Annotated in this window: 10 protein-coding genes, 4 tRNA genes and 6 rRNA genes; 16 read left to right on the forward strand and 4 right to left on the reverse strand. The window is 39.8% G+C overall.

The features are described 5' to 3' along the window. Positions 1 to 427 precede the first annotated feature (427 nt). From QF044_RS00005 to rrf (QF044_RS00050), 10 genes are all read left to right on the forward strand, one after another. A 16S ribosomal RNA gene (locus tag QF044_RS00005) occupies positions 428 to 1,945 on the forward strand. Between the two features lie 224 nt (positions 1,946 to 2,169). Next, positions 2,170 to 2,243, forward strand: a tRNA-Ile gene (locus QF044_RS00010). Between the two features lie 86 nt (positions 2,244 to 2,329). Then, a tRNA-Ala gene (locus QF044_RS00015) sits at positions 2,330 to 2,403 on the forward strand. 204 nt (positions 2,404 to 2,607) lie between these two features. Continuing rightward, positions 2,608 to 5,367: ribosomal RNA gene (locus QF044_RS00020) — 23S ribosomal RNA — on the forward strand. 147 nt (positions 5,368 to 5,514) lie between these two features. Continuing rightward, positions 5,515 to 5,622, forward strand: a 5S ribosomal RNA gene (gene rrf / locus QF044_RS00025). The 16S, 23S and 5S rRNA genes sit together here with 2 tRNA genes alongside, the layout of an rRNA operon. 2,185 nt (positions 5,623 to 7,807) lie before the next feature. Continuing rightward, a 16S ribosomal RNA gene (locus QF044_RS00030) occupies positions 7,808 to 9,325 on the forward strand. Between the two features lie 223 nt (positions 9,326 to 9,548). Beyond that, positions 9,549 to 9,622 (forward strand) — tRNA-Ile (locus QF044_RS00035). An 86-nt stretch (positions 9,623 to 9,708) separates the two neighbouring features. Next, positions 9,709 to 9,782 (forward strand) — tRNA-Ala (locus QF044_RS00040). Positions 9,783 to 9,986: 204 nt separating this feature from the next. Then, positions 9,987 to 12,746: ribosomal RNA gene (locus QF044_RS00045) — 23S ribosomal RNA — on the forward strand. 147 nt (positions 12,747 to 12,893) lie between these two features. Next, positions 12,894 to 13,001: ribosomal RNA gene (gene rrf, locus QF044_RS00050) — 5S ribosomal RNA — on the forward strand. Positions 13,002 to 14,205: 1,204 nt separating this feature from the next. On the opposite strand, the gene QF044_RS00055 is transcribed toward rrf (QF044_RS00050), so the two are convergent. Beyond that, positions 14,206 to 15,834, reverse strand: a complete 1,629-nt coding sequence (locus QF044_RS00055) for an acyl-CoA carboxylase subunit beta (protein WP_307262148.1) — start codon at positions 15,832 to 15,834, stop codon at positions 14,206 to 14,208. Positions 15,835 to 16,133: 299 nt separating this feature from the next. Then, entirely contained in the window at positions 16,134 to 16,658 is a 525-nt protein-coding gene (locus QF044_RS00060; protein ID WP_307262151.1) for a GNAT family N-acetyltransferase, read from the reverse strand. Between the two features lie 163 nt (positions 16,659 to 16,821). Between QF044_RS00060 and QF044_RS00065 the strand changes: the two genes are divergently transcribed. Genes QF044_RS00065 through QF044_RS00075 form a run of 3 tightly spaced genes read left to right on the forward strand, consistent with a single transcriptional unit; the run spans position 16,822 to position 19,587 of the window. Continuing rightward, positions 16,822 to 17,709, forward strand: a complete 888-nt coding sequence (locus QF044_RS00065) for a DMT family transporter (RefSeq protein ID WP_307262154.1) — start codon at positions 16,822 to 16,824, stop codon at positions 17,707 to 17,709. A 13-nt stretch (positions 17,710 to 17,722) separates the two neighbouring features. Continuing rightward, positions 17,723 to 18,805: a PorV/PorQ family protein gene (locus QF044_RS00070; protein ID WP_307262156.1), complete on the forward strand. Its 1,083-nt coding sequence runs from the start codon at positions 17,723 to 17,725 to the stop codon at positions 18,803 to 18,805. 23 nt (positions 18,806 to 18,828) lie between these two features. Next, a complete protein-coding gene (locus QF044_RS00075) occupies positions 18,829 to 19,587 on the forward strand; it encodes a hypothetical protein (RefSeq protein ID WP_307262158.1) in 759 nt (252 codons plus the stop codon). Positions 19,588 to 19,639: 52 nt separating this feature from the next. On the opposite strand, the gene uvrC is transcribed toward QF044_RS00075, so the two are convergent. Beyond that, positions 19,640 to 21,433, reverse strand: a complete 1,794-nt coding sequence (gene uvrC, locus QF044_RS00080; RefSeq protein ID WP_307262160.1) for an excinuclease ABC subunit UvrC — start codon at positions 21,431 to 21,433, stop codon at positions 19,640 to 19,642. 283 nt (positions 21,434 to 21,716) lie between these two features. Then, positions 21,717 to 22,478: a hypothetical protein gene (locus QF044_RS00085; RefSeq protein WP_307262162.1), complete on the reverse strand. Its 762-nt coding sequence runs from the start codon at positions 22,476 to 22,478 to the stop codon at positions 21,717 to 21,719. Positions 22,479 to 22,614: 136 nt separating this feature from the next. On the opposite strand from QF044_RS00085, the gene hutH reads away from it, so the two are divergent. From hutH to QF044_RS00100, 3 genes are all read left to right on the forward strand, one after another. After that, on the forward strand, positions 22,615 to 24,105 hold the full coding sequence (hutH, locus tag QF044_RS00090) for a histidine ammonia-lyase (protein ID WP_307262164.1): 1,491 nt from the start codon (positions 22,615 to 22,617) through the stop codon (positions 24,103 to 24,105). A gap of 145 nt (positions 24,106 to 24,250) precedes the next feature. Then, the gene (locus QF044_RS00095) at positions 24,251 to 24,697 is read left to right on the forward strand and encodes a GNAT family N-acetyltransferase (protein WP_307262167.1); all 447 of its coding nucleotides are present in this window, start codon (positions 24,251 to 24,253) and stop codon (positions 24,695 to 24,697) included. Positions 24,698 to 24,814: 117 nt separating this feature from the next. Next, a complete protein-coding gene (locus tag QF044_RS00100) occupies positions 24,815 to 26,308 on the forward strand; it encodes a S8 family serine peptidase (protein WP_307262169.1) in 1,494 nt (497 codons plus the stop codon). The last annotated feature ends 137 nt before the right edge of the window (positions 26,309 to 26,445 follow it).

Consider the following 26,445-nt stretch of genomic DNA (forward strand, 5'->3'; position numbering starts at 1 on the left):
TTATCTTTGCCCCACTGAAAAACGAGAGTACTACAGTAGCGCAGAAGAGCTTTTAGATAAGCATAAAGATTTAGAACCAGCTTATAGATATGGGAGCTAAAAGATGAACAAAACTTTTTAAAAAAAGAGTTGTGTGAGTTAAAATTTTTTGTATCTTTGCAGTCCGGTTAAACGGAGCGCAGAAGCAGGTAAGATTAAGGGTTTGGATGGGGATTTAAGGTTACTTAAAAAACTTTAAAATTTCTCAGAAAACATTTGGTCGATTAGAAATAAATATTTACTTTTGCAACCGCAAATAAGGAACAGAACGACAGAAAAGCTTCCTTATAACTTGCGGAAAGAAAAAAGATCATTGACATACAATATACAACCAAGTAAGAAAAAACTAAAGCGTAAAATAATACTTTGAGTGGGTCAGGAAAAACATACAATGGAGAGTTTGATCCTGGCTCAGGATGAACGCTAGCGGGAGGCCTAACACATGCAAGCCGAGCGGTATAGATTCTTCGGAATCTAGAGAGCGGCGCACGGGTGCGGAACACGTGTGCAACCTACCTTTATCAGGGGGATAGCCTTTCGAAAGGAAGATTAATACCCCATAATATATTAAGTGGCATCACTTGATATTGAAAACTCCGGTGGATAGAGATGGGCACGCGCAGGATTAGATAGTTGGTAGGGTAACGGCCTACCAAGTCAACGATCCTTAGGGGGCCTGAGAGGGTGATCCCCCACACTGGTACTGAGACACGGACCAGACTCCTACGGGAGGCAGCAGTGAGGAATATTGGACAATGGGTGAGAGCCTGATCCAGCCATCCCGCGTGAAGGACGACGGCCCTATGGGTTGTAAACTTCTTTTGTATAGGGATAAACCTACTCTCGTGAGAGTAGCTGAAGGTACTATACGAATAAGCACCGGCTAACTCCGTGCCAGCAGCCGCGGTAATACGGAGGGTGCAAGCGTTATCCGGATTTATTGGGTTTAAAGGGTCCGTAGGCTGATTTGTAAGTCAGTGGTGAAATCTCACAGCTTAACTGTGAAACTGCCATTGATACTGCAAGTCTTGAGTGTTGTTGAAGTAGCTGGAATAAGTAGTGTAGCGGTGAAATGCATAGATATTACTTAGAACACCAATTGCGAAGGCAGGTTACTAAGCAACAACTGACGCTGATGGACGAAAGCGTGGGGAGCGAACAGGATTAGATACCCTGGTAGTCCACGCCGTAAACGATGCTAACTCGTTTTTGGGGCTTTAAGCTTCAGAGACTAAGCGAAAGTGATAAGTTAGCCACCTGGGGAGTACGTTCGCAAGAATGAAACTCAAAGGAATTGACGGGGGCCCGCACAAGCGGTGGATTATGTGGTTTAATTCGATGATACGCGAGGAACCTTACCAAGGCTTAAATGGGAAATGACAGGTTTAGAAATAGACTTTTCTTCGGACATTTTTCAAGGTGCTGCATGGTTGTCGTCAGCTCGTGCCGTGAGGTGTTAGGTTAAGTCCTGCAACGAGCGCAACCCCTGTCACTAGTTGCCATCATTCAGTTGGGGACTCTAGTGAGACTGCCTACGCAAGTAGAGAGGAAGGTGGGGATGACGTCAAATCATCACGGCCCTTACGCCTTGGGCCACACACGTAATACAATGGCCGGTACAGAGGGCAGCTACACAGCGATGTGATGCAAATCTCGAAAGCCGGTCTCAGTTCGGATTGGAGTCTGCAACTCGACTCTATGAAGCTGGAATCGCTAGTAATCGCGCATCAGCCATGGCGCGGTGAATACGTTCCCGGGCCTTGTACACACCGCCCGTCAAGCCATGGAAGTCTGGGGTACCTGAAGTCGGTGACCGTAACAGGAGCTGCCTAGGGTAAAACAGGTAACTAGGGCTAAGTCGTAACAAGGTAGCCGTACCGGAAGGTGCGGCTGGAACATCTCATTTTAGAGCGTCTATTGACGTTAAACAAAATTAAGTACTTAACTGTACATTGATTCTGCTTAAAGTTTAGGCTTTAGTTTTTTATTTGGTTGCTATATATTATAAAAATACAAAACCCACTAGAAATTAGTATCAGAGGGAGAGAGAGACAAGAGGATAGAGAAAAGAAGAGAGATAAAGACGTTTAAAGTCTTGGTTCTTGGTTCTTTTATCTTTAAGTCTAATGAAGTCTCGTAGCTCAGCTGGTTAGAGCGCTACACTGATAATGTAGAGGTCGGCAGTTCGAGCCTGCCCGAGACTACTAATTAAAAAGACGGGAAGAAGAAAGAGAAAAGAAAAAAGATACGTCTTTGTTCTTTATTCTTTAGTCTCCAAGTCTAACTAGAGGGGGAATTAGCTCAGCTGGCTAGAGCGCCTGCCTTGCACGCAGGAGGTCAAGGGTTCGACTCCCTTATTCTCCACAGTTTTGGAGGTTTGATTTAAAAGTTACGGATGGAGCCAATAACAACATCTGTTCATCAGACTGACAAGAAGACATTAAGATCATTGACATTAACGGTAAAGATATCACAAAGAGATAACCGAGCACTTTCGAGTGCCGAGTTTATAAAAATATCGATAAATGAAAATTTATCAAAAAATACTGAACTAATATAATTATTAGGAAAGAAATCGTTAAGGGCGTATGGCGGATGCCTAGGCTTTCAGAGGCGAAGAAGGACGCGGTAAGCTGCGAAAAGCTGCGGGGATTGGCACACACGAATTGATCCGCAGATGTCCGAATGGGGCAACCCGGCATGTTGAAGACATGTCACTCCGCAAGGAGAGCAAACCCGGAGAACTGAAACATCTAAGTACCCGGAGGAAAAGAAATCGAAGAGATTCCGTAAGTAGCGGCGAGCGAAAGCGGATTAGCCCAAAAGTCTTTATATATTTAATAGAATGTTCTGGAAAGAACAGCCATAGAGGGTGATAGCCCCGTATATGAAAGGTATATTTAGATGATAAATGAGTAGGGCGGGACACGTGAAATCCTGTCTGAATATGGGGGGACCATCCTCCAAGGCTAAATACTCCTGAAAGACCGATAGTGAACAAGTACTGTGAAGGAAAGGTGAAAAGCACTTCGAATAGAAGGGTGAAATAGAACCTGAAACCGTACGCCTACAAGCGGTCGGAGCCCACAAGTTGGGTGACGGCGTGCCTTTTGCATAATGAGCCTACGAGTTAATTTTACTAGCGAGGTTAAGGACTTCAGGTCCGGAGCCGGAGCGAAAGCGAGTCTGAATAGGGCGGTTAGTTAGTAGGATTAGACGCGAAACCTTGTGATCTACCCATGGGCAGGTTGAAGCTCTGGTAACACAGAGTGGAGGACCGAACCGGTTGACGTTGAAAAGTCTTCGGATGACCTGTGGGTAGGGGTGAAAGGCCAATCAAACTGGGAGATAGCTCGTACTCTCCGAAATGCATTTAGGTGCAGCGTCGCAATAAAGTTTATTAGAGGTAGAGCTACTGATTGGATGCGGGGGTTTCACCACCTACCAATTCCTGACAAACTCCGAATGCTAATAAATGTTCTGCGGCAGTGAGGGCATGGGTGCTAAGGTCCATGTCCGAGAGGGAAAGAACCCAGACCAACAGCTAAGGTCCCCAAATCTCTATTAAGTTGAAGCAACGCGGTTGGACTGCATTGACAGCTAGGATGTTGGCTTGGAAGCAGCCATTCATTTAAAGAGTGCGTAACAGCTCACTAGTCGAGCGGTCCGGCATGGATAATAATCGGGCATAAATAGAGTACCGAAGCTATGGATTTATACCTTAGGGGTATATCTGGTAGGAGAGCATTCTGTTTGCGCTGAAGCAGTATCGTGAGGTATTGTGGAGCGGACAGAAAAGAAAATGTAGGCATAAGTAACGATAAAGGGGGCGAGAAACCCCCTCACCGAAAGACTAAGGTTTCCTCAGCCATGCTAATCAGCTGAGGGTTAGTCGGGACCTAACGCGAACCCGAAAGGGGTAGTGGATGGACAATGGGTTAATATTCCCATACTTGCTCACACTAAAAAGGGGACGGAGTGCCGTACTTACTGGAGACTGACGGAATAGTCAAGACCTAGCCTTCGGGCGAAGTTGTTGTAGGGAAAGTGCTTCCAAGAAAAGCCGAAGTGAAGCAACCCGTACCAAAACCGACACAGGTAGTCGAGGAGAGAATCCTAAGGTGCTAGAGTGAATCATGGTTAAGGAACTAGGCAAAATAGTCTCGTAACTTCGGGAGAAGAGACGCCATCAGCAATGGTGGCCGCAGTAAAAAGGCCCAGGCGACTGTTTATCAAAAACACAGGACTCTGCAAAATCGAAAGATGCAGTATAGGGTCTGACACCTGCCCGGTGCTGGAAGGTTAAGGAAGGGCGTTAGCAGCAATGCGAAGCGTTTGACTGAAGCCCCAGTAAACGGCGGCCGTAACTATAACGGTCCTAAGGTAGCGAAATTCCTTGTCGGGTAAGTTCCGACCTGCACGAATGGTGTAACGATCTGGGCACTGTCTCAACCATGAGCTCTGTGAAATTGTAGTCTCGGTGAAGATGCCGAGTACCCGCAATGGGACGAAAAGACCCTGTGAACCTTTACTATAACTTCGTATTGACTTTGAGTAAGTAATGTGTAGGATAGGTGGGAGGCTTTGAAGCAGGCACGCTAGTGTTTGTGGAGCCACTGTTGAAATACCACCCTTTACTTACTTGGAGCCTAACTTCTTTTAGAAGGACATTGCGTGGTGGGTAGTTTGACTGGGGTGGTCGCCTCCAAAAGAGTAACGGAGGCTTTCAAAGGTACCCTCAGCACGCTTGGTAACCGTGCGTAGAGTGTAATGGCATAAGGGTGCTTGACTGTGAGACCTACAAGTCGATCAGGTGCGAAAGCAGGACATAGTGATCCGGTGGTTCCGTATGGAAGGGCCATCGCTCATAGGATAAAAGGTACTCCGGGGATAACAGGCTAGTCTCCCCCAAGAGCTCACATCGACGGGGAGGTTCGGCACCTCGATGTCGGCTCGTCACATCCTGGGGCTGGAGAAGGTCCCAAGGGTTGGGCTGTTCGCCCATTAAAGTGGCACGCGAGCTGGGTTCAGAACGTCGTGAGACAGTTCGGTCTCTATCTATTGCGGGCGTTAGATGTTTGAGAGGGCTTGATTCTAGTACGAGAGGACCGAATTGAACAAACCTCTGGTGTATCAGTTGTTCCGCCAGGAGCACCGCTGAGTAGCTACGTTTGGAAGAGATAAGCACTGAAAGCATATAAGTGCGAAACTCGCCTCAAGATGAGACATCTTTTAAGGGTCGTGGGAGATGACCACGTTGATAGGCTATAGGTGTAAAGGCAGTAATGTCATAGCCGAGTAGTACTAATTACCCGTAGATTTATAGCCTAATAAGGTACTTGGAAGTGCAGAAAGGTTAGCTCTTTGTGAATGTTTTTATCGATAAAAATAATTTACCAATGTAAAAGTTTATCAATGTACCAATGTCAATTGTTACACTGTTATATTCACTACATTGTTACATTAAACCATATTTAGGGTGGTTATAGCGGTGGGGCTCACCTGTTCCCATTCCGAACACAGAAGTTAAGCCCACCAGCGCCGATGGTACTGCGAAAGCGGGAGAGTAGGCCGCCGCCAGTTTTTATTTAAAAGTCTCATACATATTGTATGAGACTTTTTTGTTTTGTACAGATACATAGTTAATAGGTAATAAGGCTGTCCTTAATCAATCTTATTATTTATTTTCAATTACTTATTCCGATCATATTCATTCATTTTATTGTGCTCTTAGAATTTATTTCTGGCTGGTTTTCAAATCTGTTTTATCTATCATTCACTTACCACTCCATATTCTATCATATTGTTTATTAAAGTTCTGAATTTATTATTCAATAGAGGTGGGCAACTCGCCTAAAATATATCTTTACTCATTTTTAACCAGCTTCTCGGTATTCACCTATGAATAGCTTTAACCAAACCAACATAAGGGAAGTCTCTCCTTTATTAAATTTGTCTAATCCGCCAGATCTGCGAGAGATATTTTTCTAGTATATTTTACACATAAATTACTCCTGAGCCTTACTTTATAAAAGCTTACGGTACCTAAACATTTACTTTGGAAATTGTATCTCCTATTAAACTGAACATTTTATAATATGGAGCCTATATTTTAATAGTTCTGGATATGAATTAAGATCATTATCAAAAATTGGGACTCATTATGATGAATCCTTTGATAAACTATGACTCTTAGTTTTATTCAATAGAGGGGCTTTAGCCCACTTGTATATGAATTTACATCAAAGGTTTTAGCCAAAACTTAGATCTATCAAAATTATTATGGATGTAATTTTAAAATCTGTCTAATCCGCCAGATTTGCGTGAGATATTTTTTTATATCATTTTGAAGATAATCACTTTCTGAACTTTACTTTATAAAAGTTTACATTACCTAATCATTTACTTTGGAAATTATATTCTCTATTTAAACTGAACATTTTTATGGAGCTATATTTTAATAGTTCTGGATATGAGTTAAAATCATTAGCAAAAATTGGGACTCATTATAACAAATCTTTTGATGGATTATGACTTGTAATTTTATTCAATAGAGGTGGGCTTTAGCCCACTTTATATATAAATTTATACCAAAGGCTTTAGCCAAAACTTAAATATCAGCGTCTGCTTCAAAAGATCAATGAAATTGATCCTTCCTTTGCTTCCCTTAAAACTATACACTGTAAAGAAAGAAACTTTGCGTTAAAATAAAATATTATATCCAATAGGATCCAACTCTAGTGTCTATAATGGGAAATATAAAAACTCAGCTCATACTCATGCTATATACAGTCCTTATACTTATTATCTGTTCAATCTTCCAGATCTGCGAGAGGTATTTTTATATCTAAATATAGAATATAGAATATAGAATATAGAATATAGAATATAGAATATAGAATATAGAATATAGAATATAGAATATAGAATATAGAATATAGAATATAGAATATAGAATATAGAATATAGAATATAGAATATAGAATATAGAATATAGAATATAGAATATAGAATATAGAATATAGAATATAGAATATAGAATATAGAATATAGTTGGATAAAACTCTTTTCTTCCCAGCATTACTTTTGAGTCTCCTTTCCATAGGGCGATATTTTCCCGCACTTCATCCTCCTCTTTTCGCTCTGTCATTCTCATCCATCATATATTTGAGCATAACTCCACTACATTCTTCCCTTATATAAATTCCAATCGTTTCTTGTGGATAAGTTCGTTATGTTTACAATCCATTGCCAATTAGGTTATTACGATGATATTTATCCCCAAGCTTCATGCTATATGAATTTTATGTTAAATAAGTTTGTTTTGTGGTGTATTAAGTTGTTATCTTTGCCCCACTGAAAAACGAGAGTATTCGGTAGCGCAGAAGAGCTTTTAGATAAGCATAAAGATTTAGAACCAGCTTATAGATATGGGAGCTAAAAGATGAACAAAACTTTTTAAAAAAAGAGTTGTGTGAGTTAAAATTTTTTGTATCTTTGCAGTCCGGTTAAACGGAGCGCAGAAGCAGGTAAGATTAAGGGTTTGGATGGGGATTTAAGGTTACTTAAAAAACTTTAAAATTTCTCAGAAAACATTTGGTCGATTAGAAATAAATATTTACTTTTGCAACCGCAAATAAGGAACAGAACGACAGAAAAGCTTCCTTATAACTTGCGGAAAGAAAAAAGATCATTGACATACAATATACAACCAAGTAAGAAAAAACTAAAGCGTAAAATAATACTTTGAGTGGGTCAGGAAAAACATACAATGGAGAGTTTGATCCTGGCTCAGGATGAACGCTAGCGGGAGGCCTAACACATGCAAGCCGAGCGGTATAGATTCTTCGGAATCTAGAGAGCGGCGCACGGGTGCGGAACACGTGTGCAACCTACCTTTATCAGGGGGATAGCCTTTCGAAAGGAAGATTAATACCCCATAATATATTAAGTGGCATCACTTGATATTGAAAACTCCGGTGGATAGAGATGGGCACGCGCAGGATTAGATAGTTGGTAGGGTAACGGCCTACCAAGTCAACGATCCTTAGGGGGCCTGAGAGGGTGATCCCCCACACTGGTACTGAGACACGGACCAGACTCCTACGGGAGGCAGCAGTGAGGAATATTGGACAATGGGTGAGAGCCTGATCCAGCCATCCCGCGTGAAGGACGACGGCCCTATGGGTTGTAAACTTCTTTTGTATAGGGATAAACCTACTCTCGTGAGAGTAGCTGAAGGTACTATACGAATAAGCACCGGCTAACTCCGTGCCAGCAGCCGCGGTAATACGGAGGGTGCAAGCGTTATCCGGATTTATTGGGTTTAAAGGGTCCGTAGGCTGATTTGTAAGTCAGTGGTGAAATCTCACAGCTTAACTGTGAAACTGCCATTGATACTGCAAGTCTTGAGTGTTGTTGAAGTAGCTGGAATAAGTAGTGTAGCGGTGAAATGCATAGATATTACTTAGAACACCAATTGCGAAGGCAGGTTACTAAGCAACAACTGACGCTGATGGACGAAAGCGTGGGGAGCGAACAGGATTAGATACCCTGGTAGTCCACGCCGTAAACGATGCTAACTCGTTTTTGGGGCTTTAAGCTTCAGAGACTAAGCGAAAGTGATAAGTTAGCCACCTGGGGAGTACGTTCGCAAGAATGAAACTCAAAGGAATTGACGGGGGCCCGCACAAGCGGTGGATTATGTGGTTTAATTCGATGATACGCGAGGAACCTTACCAAGGCTTAAATGGGAAATGACAGGTTTAGAAATAGACTTTTCTTCGGACATTTTTCAAGGTGCTGCATGGTTGTCGTCAGCTCGTGCCGTGAGGTGTTAGGTTAAGTCCTGCAACGAGCGCAACCCCTGTCACTAGTTGCCATCATTCAGTTGGGGACTCTAGTGAGACTGCCTACGCAAGTAGAGAGGAAGGTGGGGATGACGTCAAATCATCACGGCCCTTACGCCTTGGGCCACACACGTAATACAATGGCCGGTACAGAGGGCAGCTACACAGCGATGTGATGCAAATCTCGAAAGCCGGTCTCAGTTCGGATTGGAGTCTGCAACTCGACTCTATGAAGCTGGAATCGCTAGTAATCGCGCATCAGCCATGGCGCGGTGAATACGTTCCCGGGCCTTGTACACACCGCCCGTCAAGCCATGGAAGTCTGGGGTACCTGAAGTCGGTGACCGTAACAGGAGCTGCCTAGGGTAAAACAGGTAACTAGGGCTAAGTCGTAACAAGGTAGCCGTACCGGAAGGTGCGGCTGGAACATCTCATTTTAGAGCGTCTATTGACGTTAAACAAAATTAAGTACTTAACTGTACATTGATTCTGCTTAAAGTTTAGGCTTTAGTTTTTTATTTGGTTGCTATATATTATAAAAATACAAAACCCACTAGAAATTAGTATCAGAGGGAGAGAGAGACAAGAGGATAGAGAAAAGAAGGGAGATACAGACGTTTACGTCTTGGTTCTTGGTTCTTTTATCTTTAAGTCTAATGAAGTCTCGTAGCTCAGCTGGTTAGAGCGCTACACTGATAATGTAGAGGTCGGCAGTTCGAGCCTGCCCGAGACTACTAATTAAAAAGACGGGAAGAAGAAAGAGAAAAGAAAAAAGATACGTCTTTGTTCTTTATTCTTTAGTCTCCAAGTCTAACTAGAGGGGGAATTAGCTCAGCTGGCTAGAGCGCCTGCCTTGCACGCAGGAGGTCAAGGGTTCGACTCCCTTATTCTCCACAGTTTTGGAGGTTTGATTTAAAAGTTACGGATGGAGCCAATAACAACATCTGTTCATCAGACTGACAAGAAGACATTAAGATCATTGACATTAACGGTAAAGATATCACAAAGAGATAACCGAGCACTTTCGAGTGCCGAGTTTATAAAAATATCGATAAATGAAAATTTATCAAAAAATACTGAACTAATATAATTATTAGGAAAGAAATCGTTAAGGGCGTATGGCGGATGCCTAGGCTTTCAGAGGCGAAGAAGGACGCGGTAAGCTGCGAAAAGCTGCGGGGATTGGCACACACGAATTGATCCGCAGATGTCCGAATGGGGCAACCCGGCATGTTGAAGACATGTCACTCCGCAAGGAGAGCAAACCCGGAGAACTGAAACATCTAAGTACCCGGAGGAAAAGAAATCGAAGAGATTCCGTAAGTAGCGGCGAGCGAAAGCGGATTAGCCCAAAAGTCTTTATATATTTAATAGAATGTTCTGGAAAGAACAGCCATAGAGGGTGATAGCCCCGTATATGAAAGGTATATTTAGATGATAAATGAGTAGGGCGGGACACGTGAAATCCTGTCTGAATATGGGGGGACCATCCTCCAAGGCTAAATACTCCTGAAAGACCGATAGTGAACAAGTACTGTGAAGGAAAGGTGAAAAGCACTTCGAATAGAAGGGTGAAATAGAACCTGAAACCGTACGCCTACAAGCGGTCGGAGCCCACAAGTTGGGTGACGGCGTGCCTTTTGCATAATGAGCCTACGAGTTAATTTTACTAGCGAGGTTAAGGACTTCAGGTCCGGAGCCGGAGCGAAAGCGAGTCTGAATAGGGCGGTTAGTTAGTAGGATTAGACGCGAAACCTTGTGATCTACCCATGGGCAGGTTGAAGCTCTGGTAACACAGAGTGGAGGACCGAACCGGTTGACGTTGAAAAGTCTTCGGATGACCTGTGGGTAGGGGTGAAAGGCCAATCAAACTGGGAGATAGCTCGTACTCTCCGAAATGCATTTAGGTGCAGCGTCGCAATAAAGTTTATTAGAGGTAGAGCTACTGATTGGATGCGGGGGTTTCACCACCTACCAATTCCTGACAAACTCCGAATGCTAATAAATGTTCTGCGGCAGTGAGGGCATGGGTGCTAAGGTCCATGTCCGAGAGGGAAAGAACCCAGACCAACAGCTAAGGTCCCCAAATCTCTATTAAGTTGAAGCAACGCGGTTGGACTGCATTGACAGCTAGGATGTTGGCTTGGAAGCAGCCATTCATTTAAAGAGTGCGTAACAGCTCACTAGTCGAGCGGTCCGGCATGGATAATAATCGGGCATAAATAGAGTACCGAAGCTATGGATTTATACCTTAGGGGTATATCTGGTAGGAGAGCATTCTGTTTGCGCTGAAGCAGTATCGTGAGGTATTGTGGAGCGGACAGAAAAGAAAATGTAGGCATAAGTAACGATAAAGGGGGCGAGAAACCCCCTCACCGAAAGACTAAGGTTTCCTCAGCCATGCTAATCAGCTGAGGGTTAGTCGGGACCTAACGCGAACCCGAAAGGGGTAGTGGATGGACAATGGGTTAATATTCCCATACTTGCTCACACTAAAAAGGGGACGGAGTGCCGTACTTACTGGAGACTGACGGAATAGTCAAGACCTAGCCTTCGGGCGAAGTTGTTGTAGGGAAAGTGCTTCCAAGAAAAGCCGAAGTGAAGCAACCCGTACCAAAACCGACACAGGTAGTCGAGGAGAGAATCCTAAGGTGCTAGAGTGAATCATGGTTAAGGAACTAGGCAAAATAGTCTCGTAACTTCGGGAGAAGAGACGCCATCAGCAATGGTGGCCGCAGTAAAAAGGCCCAGGCGACTGTTTATCAAAAACACAGGACTCTGCAAAATCGAAAGATGCAGTATAGGGTCTGACACCTGCCCGGTGCTGGAAGGTTAAGGAAGGGCGTTAGCAGCAATGCGAAGCGTTTGACTGAAGCCCCAGTAAACGGCGGCCGTAACTATAACGGTCCTAAGGTAGCGAAATTCCTTGTCGGGTAAGTTCCGACCTGCACGAATGGTGTAACGATCTGGGCACTGTCTCAACCATGAGCTCTGTGAAATTGTAGTCTCGGTGAAGATGCCGAGTACCCGCAATGGGACGAAAAGACCCTGTGAACCTTTACTATAACTTCGTATTGACTTTGAGTAAGTAATGTGTAGGATAGGTGGGAGGCTTTGAAGCAGGCACGCTAGTGTTTGTGGAGCCACTGTTGAAATACCACCCTTTACTTACTTGGAGCCTAACTTCTTTTAGAAGGACATTGCGTGGTGGGTAGTTTGACTGGGGTGGTCGCCTCCAAAAGAGTAACGGAGGCTTTCAAAGGTACCCTCAGCACGCTTGGTAACCGTGCGTAGAGTGTAATGGCATAAGGGTGCTTGACTGTGAGACCTACAAGTCGATCAGGTGCGAAAGCAGGACATAGTGATCCGGTGGTTCCGTATGGAAGGGCCATCGCTCATAGGATAAAAGGTACTCCGGGGATAACAGGCTAGTCTCCCCCAAGAGCTCACATCGACGGGGAGGTTCGGCACCTCGATGTCGGCTCGTCACATCCTGGGGCTGGAGAAGGTCCCAAGGGTTGGGCTGTTCGCCCATTAAAGTGGCACGCGAGCTGGGTTCAGAACGTCGTGAGACAGTTCGGTCTCTATCTATTGCGGGCGTTAGATGTTTGAGAGGGCTTGATTCTAGTACGAGAGGACCGAATTGAACAAACCTCTGGTGTATCAGTTGTTCCGCCAGGAGCACCGCTGAGTAGCTACGTTTGGAAGAGATAAGCACTGAAAGCATATAAGTGCGAAACTCGCCTCAAGATGAGACATCTTTTAAGGGTCGTGGGAGATGACCACGTTGATAGGCTATAGGTGTAAAGGCAGTAATGTCATAGCCGAGTAGTACTAATTACCCGTAGATTTATAGCCTAATAAGGTACTTGGAAGTGCAGAAAGGTTAGCTCTTTGTGAATGTTTTTATCGATAAAAATAATTTACCAATGTAAAAGTTTATCAATGTACCAATGTCAATTGTTACACTGTTATATTCACTACATTGTTACATTAAACCATATTTAGGGTGGTTATAGCGGTGGGGCTCACCTGTTCCCATTCCGAACACAGAAGTTAAGCCCACCAGCGCCGATGGTACTGCGAAAGCGGGAGAGTAGGCCGCCGCCAGTTTTTTATTTAAAAGTCTCATACATATTGTATGAGACTTTTTTTTTGATATATGCACAAAGTTTTTTTTTGCTAAATACTAGATACTAGATACTAGATACTAGATGCTAGATGCGTTGCTTTGTCATTGCGAGGAGCGAAGCTCCGAAGCAATCTCCAACCCTTTACTTCTCCCGCTCTCTTTGTCATCCTGGAAGGGGCTAACTACTCTCGCTAAATACTATTTTATAGTTACATTTACTAATCAACTTTTTTAATTTATTTAGAATCTGCTTAATCCGCCAAATCTGGGAGAGATCATTCGCTATTAATTACCATTTATATATTATAAGCTTGTATTTCCTGATTAAATTTATGTCTTTATTTACTTTTATATTTAAAATTAAATTATTCTTTGTTTTGCTTTGCGTTAAAAAAATCCAAATACAAAAAAATCCTGTTCATTACCTTCTGCTCTTTTATTTTTCCTAAATCCTAAATGTGTTGCCCTGTCATTGCGAGGAGCGAAGATATCTTGTGCTGAGCCTGCCGAAGTAAAGAAATCTAAAATTAAGCCTACGGAAATGATATGATCTCATGCTATATTAGTGTGAGGTCATATTAGTTCAAAGATTTAGCTTGGATAGACGCTAATATTTTTATAAAGATGGCGAGTACCTTAGCCATGAAAGAAGAGGTTACCCTGCAATATGGATTGGCTTTTAGCGTTTCAGTGAGAGGAGTAATAAGAGCGGATAGCAGAAAATAATTCCTAGTAAATAACCAAACTTGGTCATTACTATTTATTGAAATTTTAAAGCACCTTGAATTCATAATTAAGTCAAGTTTTAATGAAGATGAAAATTTTTAATTTAAATTTCACCAAGTGTTGAAAAAATAGTATATTAGAAAAAGCGTAATCCGAAAAGCTTAAAATAGAGTAGGAAATATCAAAAACTATATTAATAAATGAAAAATTTAGTGAAAATTTCAAGAGAGAATTTAAAATCACTTAAAGGAAGTGGGGTTCCTTTATGTCCGGATGATCCGTCATTTGGTATTTGTTATCCTACTGGTTGGCCAAATGGATTGTGTATGACGAGATATCAATGTTGTATTAAAATTGGTTTTAGCGAAGAAATCTGTAAAGAACGTTATGGACTTTAGATTATAAAAAAAACGGTTACCTCATTAAGATAGCCGTTTTCATATTTTATAATATAATTTATCAGACTTGAATAACCCCCAAATTGAACTTCTCTGTAATAGGAGAATGATTTGCAGCTTCAATTCCCATAGAAATCCATTTTCTGGTATCTGTAGGATTGATAATAGCATCAGTCCAAAGTCTTGCAGCTGCATAGGTAGACTCAGTTTGTTTTTTATACTTTTTAGAAATCGTATCTAAAATATCGTTATGTTCTTCTTCAGTAATTTCTTTACCTTGTTTTTTTAAGGTAGACTCTTGAATTTGTGCCAGAACTTTTGCGGCTTGAGACCCACCCATTACGGCAAGATCTGCCCAAGGCCATGCTACAATTAATCTGGGATCATAAGCTTTACCACACATGGCATAGTTTCCTGCACCGTAAGAATTTCCTGTAATAATAGTGAATTTCGGAACAACGGAATTGGATACTGCATTCACCATTTTCGCACCGTCTTTGATGATACCGCCATGCTCAGATTTTGAACCTACCATAAATCCTGTAACATCCTGAAGGAAAACCAATGGGATTTTTCTCTGATTACAGTTAGCGATAAACCTTGTTGATTTATCAGCAGAATCTGAGTAAATCACTCCACCAAACTGCATTTCTCCTTTACCGCTTTTTACAAGCTTTCTCTGGTTAGCTACGATACCTACAGACCATCCATCGATTCTTGCTGTTGCACAAATGATACTTTTCCCGTAATCTGGCTTATATTCTTCATATTCTGAATTATCAACTAAACATTTAATGATCTCATAAGTATCATACTGCTCTGTTCTAGATACAGGAACAATTCCAAAAATATTATCGGGATTTTCCTTTGGAGGGAAACTTTCTATTCTGTCAAAGCCTGCCTTTTCAGTGCTTCCAAGAGATTTCATGATTGTTTTGATCCTATTTAAAGCGTCTTTATCATCCTTTGCCTTATAATCAGTAACACCTGAAATTGAACAGTGTGTTGTAGCTCCTCCAAGAGTTTCATTATCGATACTTTCCCCAATGGCAGCTTTTACAAGATAGCTTCCTGCAAGGAAAATAGATCCGGTTTTATCAACAATCATTGCTTCATCACTCATAATAGGAAGGTAAGCACCACCGGCAACACAGCTACCCATAACAGCCGAGATTTGAATTATTCCCATGGAGCTCATTTTGGCATTATTTCTAAAAATACGTCCGAAATGTTCTTTATCAGGAAAGATCTCATCCTGCATTGGAAGATAAACGCCTGCAGAGTCTACCAGATAAATGATTGGAAGCTTATTTTCCATGGCGATCTCCTGGGCTCTAAGGTTTTTCTTTCCGGTAATAGGAAACCATGCACCCGCTTTTACGGAAGCATCATTAGCAACAACAAGGCATTGTCTTCCGGAAACATATCCCATTACAACGACAACACCTCCGGCTGGACACCCACCATGTTCCGGATACATTTCATAGCCAGCAAATGCACCAATTTCTATAGAATCTGAACCTTTGTCGAGAAGATATTCAACTCTTTCTCTGGCTGTCATTTTTCCTTCGTCACGAAGCTTTTGTAATCTCTTCTCTCCGCCTCCTTTTTTTATTTCAGCCAGCAATTGATTAATATCGGATAATTTTAATCTATTCTGATCTTCCCGTTTGTTGAATTCAAGGTCCATAAAATTTCAATTTTTTACGTCTAAAGATACTATTTTTATAATGAATGTGTAGAAAAGTAAAACACTTGTTTAATATGTTGGTTCTCAGAAAATTGTGATATTTTTAACAGAAAAATATTTTTAAATCAATGATATTTTTTCTAACTTTACTTCAGAGTAAAAGGGATAATTATCCCTGATAAATACTCTAAGTTCCTAGTTTATTTTTTTAATAGTTTATTATTTGAAGGCCCTGAAAGTTGACCAAATTTTCAGGGTTTTTATTGTTCTATGGATCACAATAATTACATTAATGGGGGTTACTCCGAATAATATTTTCTGTATTCTACTATATTAAGAAAAGATGATCCTTTATTTTTTTTGTATTTTTTATAAGGGATAAAACCTAATTTTTCCGGTATCTTTTTACTGGCAATATTTTCTTCATCTACAGGATATAAAATATACTTAAAAGTAAAATGATTCTCTATAAACTGAATAAGGTTTATAATTATTTCTGTACCCAAACCCACACCCTGCACACTTTTTTTCAGCCACAAACCTACTTCTATAGATTCAGAGGTTATATGATGAATACCACAGCAACCCATAAAATTTTCATCTGAATCAACTGCTACCATTACCAAATCAGTATTATTTAACAGTGATTTTTTTGAATGGTCTACAAAACTGAGAACATCATTCATATTACCCTCCGGATTGAAAGGCATATATCTTGTAATTTCTGCTGTAAAATAGGTATTAATGTCATCGGCATAATCCTCTACAATCGGTTTTAATATCAGCCGGTCAGTTTTAATTGTAATATTACTGTTCAGTTTCATTATGGGTTTAATGATTAATATTTTAATTTCCTTTTATCGTTTCAAAGATATTCTTCTAAATAATTACTTTCCATAATTTTTTGTTAAACAATTATTTGTTTTTGTATGATATTTATAAAGCCTATTTGTAGATTTGCATTTAAAAATTTACAGTAGATAAGTTATGCAAAAATTAGCACTTTTCAGGTTGCATTTGATTGTTTTTTTGTGGGGGTTCACTGCAATTTTGGGAAAGCTGATTCAGGCCAATGCCCAGATTCTTGTTTTTTACAGAATGCTATTTGCTGCCATATTTCTGTTTGTATTCATCAGGATTTATAAAAAGGAGAGTATAAAAGTCTCTAAGAAGATCTTTTTTCAGCTGGCAGGAATAGGTTTTGCGATGGCCCTCCATTGGTACTGTTTTTTTTATTCCATTAAAGTCTCAAATGTTTCAATTGCGCTAAGCTGTCTGTCACTTTCCACTTTATTTGCTTCAATATTAGAGCCAATTATATTTAAAAGAAAGATTGATGTATCAGAAGTCGTTATGGGTGCAGTCATTGTTGCATGTATACTACTGATCTTTAAAACAGAATTTCATTTTAAAGAAGGTATTATCTATGGCGTTCTCTGTGCAGTGTTCGGAACTGTTTTTTCTGTTTTTAATGGGAAAATGTTTGGAAAAACAAGCTCTGGAAACATTATTTTTTATGAAATTTTCTGTGGATGGTTCATTTTGATGCTATTTTATGTAGGAACAGGGCATATTTTTGAAATGAATGAAATAAACTATAGAGATTTGGCGTTAATATGCTTGTTAGCAAGTGTTTTTACCGCCTTTCCGATGCTGGAGTCGGTGAAACTAATGAAATATATTTCGCCTTTTACATTAATTTTAACAGTTAATTTAGAACCTGTTTACGGAATTGTACTAGCTTTTTTTATCTTTGGGGATTCAGAAGAGATGAGCCCGATATTTTATATAGCTTCAGGCGTTATGATACTGGCAATCATTGTGAACGGATTATTGAAATCCAGAAAAATAAAAAAACAAAAAACTTTTAACTAAGCATCAATTTTATATGATGAAAAAATATTTTTTACTTGCATTTTTACTGCTGTTTGGGATGTCTCAATCTCAGATTATCAGAAAATATTCCAATGAATTTTTGAATATAGGAGCTGGAGCCAGAGGACTCGCTATGGGAGGAGCTGTAATTTCCAACCAGGATGATGTTTATTCTCCTATGTGGAACCCAGCCGGTTTAATGGCCATAGAACGGGACTGGCAGGGAGCAGCCATGCACGCAGAATATTTTGAATCTATTGCGAAATATGATTACCTGGCCTATGCAAAAGTTTTGGAAGAAGGGGTATTTGGAGTGTCTGTCGTAAGATTAGGGGTAGATAACATCCTTAATACAACACAAATGATTGATGCTGAAGGAAATATTGACTACGATAAAATTACAAAGTTTTCCCAGTCTGACTATGCAGCCATTCTTTCTTACGCTTTTCACCCTGCAGGAAATCCTAAACTTGACGTAGGGGTAAATGCTAAAATTGTGTACAGAAATGTAGGTAAATTTGCCAGTGGCTATGGTTTTGGTTTTGATATCGGAGCGATCTATAAAGCTGATAACGGCTGGAAATTCGGGGGTATGTTGCGTGATGCAACAACTACCGTCAACTTTTGGAGCATCAACCAAAAAGAACTTTCAACAGTGGTAAATGGGGAAGAATTTAACCCGGCACCGAAAGATAAAATGGAACTTACCATGCCCAAACTGAATGCAGGAGCAAGTAAAGTATTCAATATCAACAGTAGCCTGTATGTTTTACCGGAAGCCGGGATCAATGTAGATTTTGCTAAAACAGCGGCTTTAATATCTACAGATTTTGCAAGTATTACACCCTATGCAGGTGCTGAATTGGGCTATCAGAAAATGATTTTTGTAAGACTTGGGGTAAACAGATTCCAGTCTATCACGGATATAGAAGACCTTAAAAGAAAAGTTTCTTTCCAACCGAGTGCCGGTATAGGAATTAAGTACAGAGGCCTTACACTGGATTATGCGATTACCAATTCAGGAATCGGGGGATCTAATTTCTATTCTAATTTTTTCTCTCTTAAATTAGATATGGGGCAATTCAGAAATGATTAATTTTGAAATGTAATTTAAAAACAATGAAAAAGATTTCAGTATTCACTTTAATGCTCGCAGTAACTGCTGTTTTTGGTCAGAAAGTATCAGACTATAAATATATTTCTATTCCGAAGACATTTAAAGACTTTGAGAAAGATTCTTATGACTTAGAGGCGTCCTTAGCTAAAGCTTTAAAATCAAAAGGATATACTGTTATTCAGGAAGGAAAAGATGCCTGGCCAGCAGAAATTGGGCAAAACTCATGCAGCATTGCAAAAGCAAATGTAATAAACAGCAGCAGTTTTCTTAAAAATAAAACTGTACTTGAGTTCAAAGATTGCAATGATAAAGTTGTATTTTCATCAAAAGGAGCCTCAAGTATAAAAGAATACAAAGAAGGATATCAGGATGCTCTTAAACAATCTTTGATTTCTCTTCCGGCTTCAAATCCTATAGCGATTGTAGAAACAGTAAAAGCTACACCTGTAACCACAGAACCTGTTACTAAAAATGATGTTTCTTCATCATCACCTGTTTCAGAAAATAAATCCGGAAAATATTCAAACGGTAAGCTGAATCTTCAAAAAATTCAGGTTGACGCGAATCAGTTTATTTTAGCAGATAGTGGAAGTTCTATACCTTTCGCTGTTTTTAAAACATCATCGAAAAAAGATGTTTTTAGAGTAAAACTTTCAGACGGAAGTTATACCATCGGATATTTTGAAAATGGAAATATCGTTATTGATGTTCCACAGGGTGAAAACGGATATACTAAGGAAATATTTAGCACAAGTAAGTAATAATTACTTTACAAAATATAGAAATAAGCTCTTAATCAAAGAGCTTATTTTTTTACTGTCCGTTAAAAAATTCCCAAATCACCTTGGCCTTACTCTTCCCAAGAATTTCTTCCAGTGTTTCCAGATTGGATTCTTTAATTCTTTTAACTGATTTCAGTTTTGAAAGCAACAGTTCAATTGTTTTTTCGCCAACCCCTGGAATCTCCTCGAGTTCAGATTTTATAGTAGAATTTTTTCTTCTTGTTCTGTGATGCTTTACCCCAAAACGGTGCGCCTCATCACGTACTCTTTGCAGGATCTTTAATGTCTCTGATTTTTTATCGAGATATAAAGGAATAGAATCTTCGGGAAAGAAAATTTCTTCAAGTCTTTTCGCAATTCCGACAATGGTGATTTTACCGTATAAGCCTAATAATCTTAAACTTTTTACAGCAGAAGAAAGCTGGCCTTTTCCACCATCGATAAGAATCAGCTGGGGCAGATCTTCCCCTTCATCAAGCATTCTTTTATAACGACGGTAAATTACTTCTTCCATCGTAGCAAAGTCATTGGCGCCAACTACAGTTTTCGGGTGAAAAATTCTATAATCTGCTTTGCTTGGTCGTCCGTCTTTAAAAACGACACATGCAGAAACAGGATTCGTTCCCTGGATATTCGAGTTATCAAAGCCTTCAATGTGTCTGGGTTCTACCGGCATTCTCAACAGTTTCTGCATTTCAGCCATAATTCTGTTCGTATGTCTTTCCGGATCTACGATCTGTACCTGTTTCAATTTTTCCAAACGGTATTCCTTTGCATTTTTTTCTGACAGCTCCACGATTCTTTTTTTGTCACCAACCTTTGGAACGATCAGCTTTACATTAGGAATTTCTACAGAAAGGTGAAACGGAAGCAGTACTTCTTTAGAATCAGAACTAAACTTTTGTCGGATTTCAATCAGGGCTTCTTCCATAATATCTTCATCACTTTCTTCAAGGATCTTTTTGATCTCTGTAGTAAAACTCTGAATGATATTTCCGTTTCTGATCTTAAAGAAATTCACATAAGCAGCTGTTTCGTCGCTGGTCATTCCAAAAACATCCACATCATCAATATTTGGGTTGACCACTGTATTTTTAGCCTGATAATCTTCTAAGATATCCAGTCTTTCCTTGATGATCTGGGCCTCTTCAAACTTAAGATTTTCGGCATGCTTCATCATTTGATTCACCAGATATTCTTTTGCTTTCCGGAAATCCCCTTTGATAATTCCACGGATAGCATCAATCTTTTCATCATAATCTTCCTTACTTTCCAGATCTTCACATGGGCCTTCACAGTTTTTAATGTGATATTCCAGGCATACTTTATATTTCCCTTCTGCTATTTTAGAAGGGGAAAGATTAAGATTACAGGTCCTGAGCTTATAAATATGCTTAATGGTATCCAATAAAATCTTTGCAGGACGCACTTTGGCATAAGGTCCGTAATATTCAGATCCGTCTTTTACCACATTTCTGGTCAGAAATATCCTCGGAAAACTTTCATTTTTTATGCAGATCCACGGATACGTTTTATCATCCTTCAGTAATACGTTGTAAAATGGGCGGTGTTCTTTGATCAGGTTGTTTTCCAGTAAAAGTGCGTCGTATTCACTGTTAACGATAGTTGTTTCTAAACGGACAATCTTGCCTACCATAATCTTGATACGGTAACCTGGAAGATTTTTGTTGAAGTAGGAGAGAACCCTCTTCTTTAAATGTTTCGCTTTTCCTACATACAGCAATTGATCGTTTTTATCATAATAACGATAAACGCCCGGTTCTGATGGTAAAGTTTTGAGCTGTAATTCTAAAGAAGGATTCATATAACAAAATTACGGAATCCATCCGGGATTTAAAAGAACAAAACTGCAGAGTTTTCTGCAGTTTTAACATGTATGTTTAAATTAGATCCGGGTTCGAGAGTCGGGGCGTTTTAAGGCTTGAGAGTTTTATCTGATGTCTAATATTTGAATCCTATATCTACTCAAAAATTCACCATTCACTTGCAAAGCAAAATTCACGATTGATTCTAGTAATTAATCCGGAATCTGAACTCTTGATTTCCTTTTCCTGACGCTTATCCCGAACTCAGATTGAAATTAAGTTCTATCCGTTATTCATTGAAGTGTATTCACTCACCAGGAAGCTGAAATAATCCCATTCAACAGAGTTCTTAGGATACTTTTTCATAAATTCTGTATTGTCACCGAACAGAAATTCATAGTTATCTTCAAAGTCATCTTTGTGAAGCCACATTACCTTGTCCCCTTTCTTTACATAATAAGATTTGATAACACCGCCGCCAAGCTGAGGAGAACCCATCATAGAAAAACCATTAGTTTCCTTAGCTCTCGGATCATGATATACTGAAATAATATCACTGAATTCAGGATTGATCAGCTGCATCAGGAATTCCTTGTCATCTTTTTTATTTTTTAAAGAAACGGTTTGGTTGACAAAATGTATTCTGCCGCCAGCTGTATTCTTGGTAAGTTTTTTGGTGCCGAAGTTTCTGATGTTGCTCATATATTTCCCGACTTTTGCAATTTTTTCTGCATTGCTGGGGTATACATACATTTCGTTGATCTGTTCAGCATTGAATACTTCATTTTTTTTAGTGATGCTGTCTTTCAAAACAACTTCATAGATTTGTCCTTTTTTAGTTTCAATCTTGCCGCAGAAACCTTTATGGGTTGTTCCGTCTTTTAAAATAATAGTTGATGTTTTTTTCGGAGAAGGTGAATTAAACCCCTCGTTGAAGAGATAAGTTTCCATTTTTTTAATCTCTTCCTTGGAATATTTTACCTTCTGGGCAAAAGTTGCAGTGCCTGCAATACATAATGTAAGCAGTAGAGTTTTAAGTTTCATAGGTTATTGATAATTGTTTTTAATTTAGGAGGTAAAAATAGCAAAATAATCTACGCATAATCAGAAAAACATAGGACTGTGAAATTTAGCTTTTCCAATTATGGTTAAATGTGTAATTTTAAGGAAATTTTTAGAAATGATATACGGTGTAGATGTTTTTACTTTCCATGATGTTCTGGAAATCTGTAAAAAGCCAAATAAAGCTAAACTTAATAAAGCAGCTAAAGAACAGATCCTGAAATCCCAGAAAAATGTTCAGAAAATAGTAGAGTCCGATAGATGTGTTTATGGGATCAATACGGGATTCGGGCCGCTTTGTGATACTAAGATATCGGCTGACGAAACGGCTCAGCTGCAGTATAACCTTATCATTTCTCACGCGGTAGGGGTAGGAAAGCCTATCGACAAGGAATTTTCCAAAATCATGATCATTGCTAAAGTTCATGCCTTATCTAAAGGTTTTTCAGGCGTTTCTCTGGAAGTAATTGAAAGACTGATCCTGATGCTTGAAAAAGATATCATTCCCGTAGTGCCGGAGCAGGGTTCTGTTGGAGCATCCGGAGATTTAGCTCCTCTTGCCCATCTTGTGCTTCCGTTACTAGGACTGGGACAGGTCTGGGAAGGAGATCAGATCTTTGAAACGATGGAAGTTTTAGAAAGACACGATCTTGATCCATTGGTACTAGGTCCAAAAGAAGGTCTTGGACTGATCAACGGGACACAGTTTATTCTGGCTCATGCCATAAAAGGTTTAGAAAAGTTTGAATACTTATTAAACCTTGCAGATATGACAGCAGCAATGAGTATTGAAGCTTACAGAGGTTCCGAAAGTCCGTTTAAAAAAGAGCTTCATGACATCAGACCTTTTGAAGGAAGCAAAAAAGTAGCGGCCAGAATGGTGAAGTTTTTAAAAGGTTCTGAAAATATGAAAGCTCATGAAGACTGCGAGAGAGTTCAGGATCCTTATTCCATGAGATGTGTACCACAGGTGCATGGTGCCAGCAGAAATGCTTTTGAACACCTTAAAATGATGGCTGAAACAGAACTGAATTCAGTGACAGACAACCCGATCGTTCTAAGTGCTGAAGAGTCTATTTCCGGAGGGAATTTCCACGGACAGCTGATGGCACTTCCTTTAGATTATGCGACACTGGCTGTTGCTGAATTGGGAAATATTTCAGATAGAAGAAGTTATTTACTATTAGAAGGGAAATACGGACTTCCAAGATTATTGACAGAAAGCTCAGGACTGAATTCAGGATTCATGATCCCACAATATACTTCTGCAGCATTGGTTACGGAAAATAAGACATTATGCTTCCCGGCATCAGCAGACTCCATTCCTACAAGTCTAGGACAGGAAGATCACGTTTCTATGGGAAGTATTTCCGGTAGAAAATTCAATCAGGTTTTAGGAAATCTGGTAAATATTTTATCAGTAGAACTAATGTTTGCAGCACAGGGACTGGAATTCAGAAGGCCCTCCAAATGTTCCAAGATCATAGAAGAAAACTTTGCCATTATCCGTTCTAAGGTGAAAAAACTGGAAGATGACAGGCTGATCGGAAAAGATATGCTTGCAATTGCTGAACTGATCAATGAAAGAAGGTTTAATGTAGATGCCTAATGATGTTGTTTCAGTTTTGAAGCATTAATAAAAATATTCCAAAAACTACATGTACAGAAGTTTTCAAAACAAATAATTTCAAGCTTCCTCTTAATGGGGAAGCTTTTATCTTTAAACCTTTAAAATATCTTAAATTAATAATACAATGATCCTAAAAAGAACCGACTCCTCAGACATAGATTTCCAAGAGTTAGTAAGACTTCTTGATGCCGATCTCGCTATACGTGATGGGGAAGATCATGAATTTTATCATCAGTTTAATTCAATTGCTACACTTAGAAATTGTGTGATTGCTTACTGGGAAAACGCAGCAGTTGCCTGTGGTGCTTTCAAGGCTTTGTCTGAAGATACCGTAGAAATAAAAAGAATGTATACGGATACACTAAACAGAGGAAAAGGATTGGCTTCTAAAGTATTGGGTGAATTAGAAGCTTGGGCTAAAGAAGAAGGGTATAAAAAATGTGTTTTGGAAACCGGAATCAAGCAACCCGAGGCTATTGCACTGTACGAAAAATGTGGCTATAGAAGAATTCCTAATTATGGACAGTATATCGGTATTGATAATAGTGTTTGTTTTGAGAAAAGCATATAGACTCTTTACAATACAGTGAGGACAATTCATATTCTTGTAATAGTATATTCATTTTTTCTAAGCTTTTAGTTCACTGCAAAGTGTTATATTGTGGTTCCAAACCATAAAATAATAACTATGAAAAAAAGTGCACTTTACGTATTAGCGCTCTTTTTTGTTTTGAATTCATGTACCAGAGATGAATTTCAAAATGAAAATTCCAAAATTGAAAATGTTCAGAGCGATCCTTTGACCGGTAAACAGATCAACGCAGAAATTAACAGCACCATCAAAAACACCGGATCCTTCAACTGGAAAAATGCTTCCGATCATCTGCTCTGGAGTGCAATATTCAGAGGAAACCGAATGGTATCCGTTGGCTTCGGATCTTCACAAGATGATTTTGACAGAAGTCTTTCAACTGACAGCAAATCAATGCAAGCTGCCGTTTTAGATCTGATTAAAGAACATGAAGGAATTGAGCAAGACCGATTTCTGATCTCTTCAGACCAATATTTAAACCAGATCGACATTATTGTAGAAAAAGAAGAAACCATTACTGCGCTGAGAAAGATGAAAACCATCCGGTATGTAGAACCTGGAGATTATCATTATTTTGAAATAGAAAACAGGTCTAACCCAAATTCAAAATCCAGCGGTTCCTCATCAGGCTGTGGGTTTGAAACAACTGCTTTAAATGCAGCAGACTATACCACCACAACGCCTAATGCCAGAATACCATGGGCTTTTTCAAAACATAACATTCCCAATGCATGGAACTACAGCACAGGAGCTGGAGTGACCATCGGACTTATTGATACAGGAGTTTCGCCGGAACAAACCCTGTTGGGGAGCAGTTTTAATTCCGGAGCATCTTCCGGAAGAACGATCAGCAAATTTGGTTCTTATGTCAACGGATCTGCTACAGACGGTCCGGCCGACCAGTGCGGACATGGGACAAAAATGGCTTCCGTAATGACAGCTCCGAAAAATAATGCGGGGCTTCCAGTAGGTGTTGCCTACAATGCTAATCTTATCACTTACCGTGCGGCTTCCAATGTTGTATTGGAAACTTCCAGCGAACAGAACGGAGTAAAAACAGCATTTACAGATCTTGCTAATAATACCAGTGTAAAGATCATTTCAATGTCGATGGGGCATATTTTCTCTGTCGGTAAAATTGAAGATGGGGTAAAATATGCGTATTCTAAAGGAAAATTAATTTTCTGTGCAGGAGGAACTTCTACAAGCTTTACTAATTTCGTAGGCGTGATTTTCCCTGCGAGTATGTCTGAAACACAGGCTGTAACGGGTGTAAAAGAAGGAACCTCTAATCAGAAATGTGATGTCTGCCATTCCGGAAGTCAGATTGATTTTACTTTCCAGATGGAAAGAGCAAACGGAAATACAGTTCCGGTTCTAAGCTATTACAACAATCAGGCAGATTATGTAGGTGGTTCATCAGTGGCTACGGCTGCTACGGCGGGTATCGCAGCTCTTGTCTGGTCTAAAAATCCATCCTGGACGAGAGATCAGGTGCTGAATAAAATGAGACAGTCTGCTACCTATTATCCTACTGTAAATTCAAGCTACGGTTATGGAAATATCAATGTCTTGCAGGCATTACAGTAAGATTTAATTAGAAACTGTAAGGGGAAGGATATCCGGCTCCCATTCTCAATAAAGGGAATATCACAGTCTACCAACTGATCATCAGAGGAGGTATATTTTCAATTTATTTTTTGAAAATTACTTTTGTTGATGATTGA

Source organism: Chryseobacterium sp. W4I1 (assembly GCF_030816115.1).
In the GTDB taxonomy this organism is placed as follows: Bacteria; Bacteroidota; Bacteroidia; order Flavobacteriales; family Weeksellaceae; genus Chryseobacterium.

Bases quoted from the DNA above. Each gene is read 5' to 3' on its own strand.
- hutH (WP_307262164.1), top strand. From the start codon at position 22,615: ATGATATACGGTGTAGATGTTTTTACTTTCCATGATGTTCTGGAAATC.
- QF044_RS00055 (WP_307262148.1), bottom strand. From the start codon at position 15,834: ATGGACCTTGAATTCAACAAACGGGAAGATCAGAATAGATTAAAATTA.
- QF044_RS00100 (WP_307262169.1), top strand. From the start codon at position 24,815: ATGAAAAAAAGTGCACTTTACGTATTAGCGCTCTTTTTTGTTTTGAAT.
- QF044_RS00075 (WP_307262158.1), top strand. From the start codon at position 18,829: ATGAAAAAGATTTCAGTATTCACTTTAATGCTCGCAGTAACTGCTGTT.
- QF044_RS00085 (WP_307262162.1), bottom strand. From the start codon at position 22,478: ATGAAACTTAAAACTCTACTGCTTACATTATGTATTGCAGGCACTGCA.
- uvrC (WP_307262160.1), bottom strand. From the start codon at position 21,433: ATGAATCCTTCTTTAGAATTACAGCTCAAAACTTTACCATCAGAACCG.
- QF044_RS00065 (WP_307262154.1), top strand. From the start codon at position 16,822: ATGCAAAAATTAGCACTTTTCAGGTTGCATTTGATTGTTTTTTTGTGG.
- QF044_RS00070 (WP_307262156.1), top strand. From the start codon at position 17,723: ATGATGAAAAAATATTTTTTACTTGCATTTTTACTGCTGTTTGGGATG.
- QF044_RS00060 (WP_307262151.1), bottom strand. From the start codon at position 16,658: ATGAAACTGAACAGTAATATTACAATTAAAACTGACCGGCTGATATTA.
- QF044_RS00095 (WP_307262167.1), top strand. From the start codon at position 24,251: ATGATCCTAAAAAGAACCGACTCCTCAGACATAGATTTCCAAGAGTTA.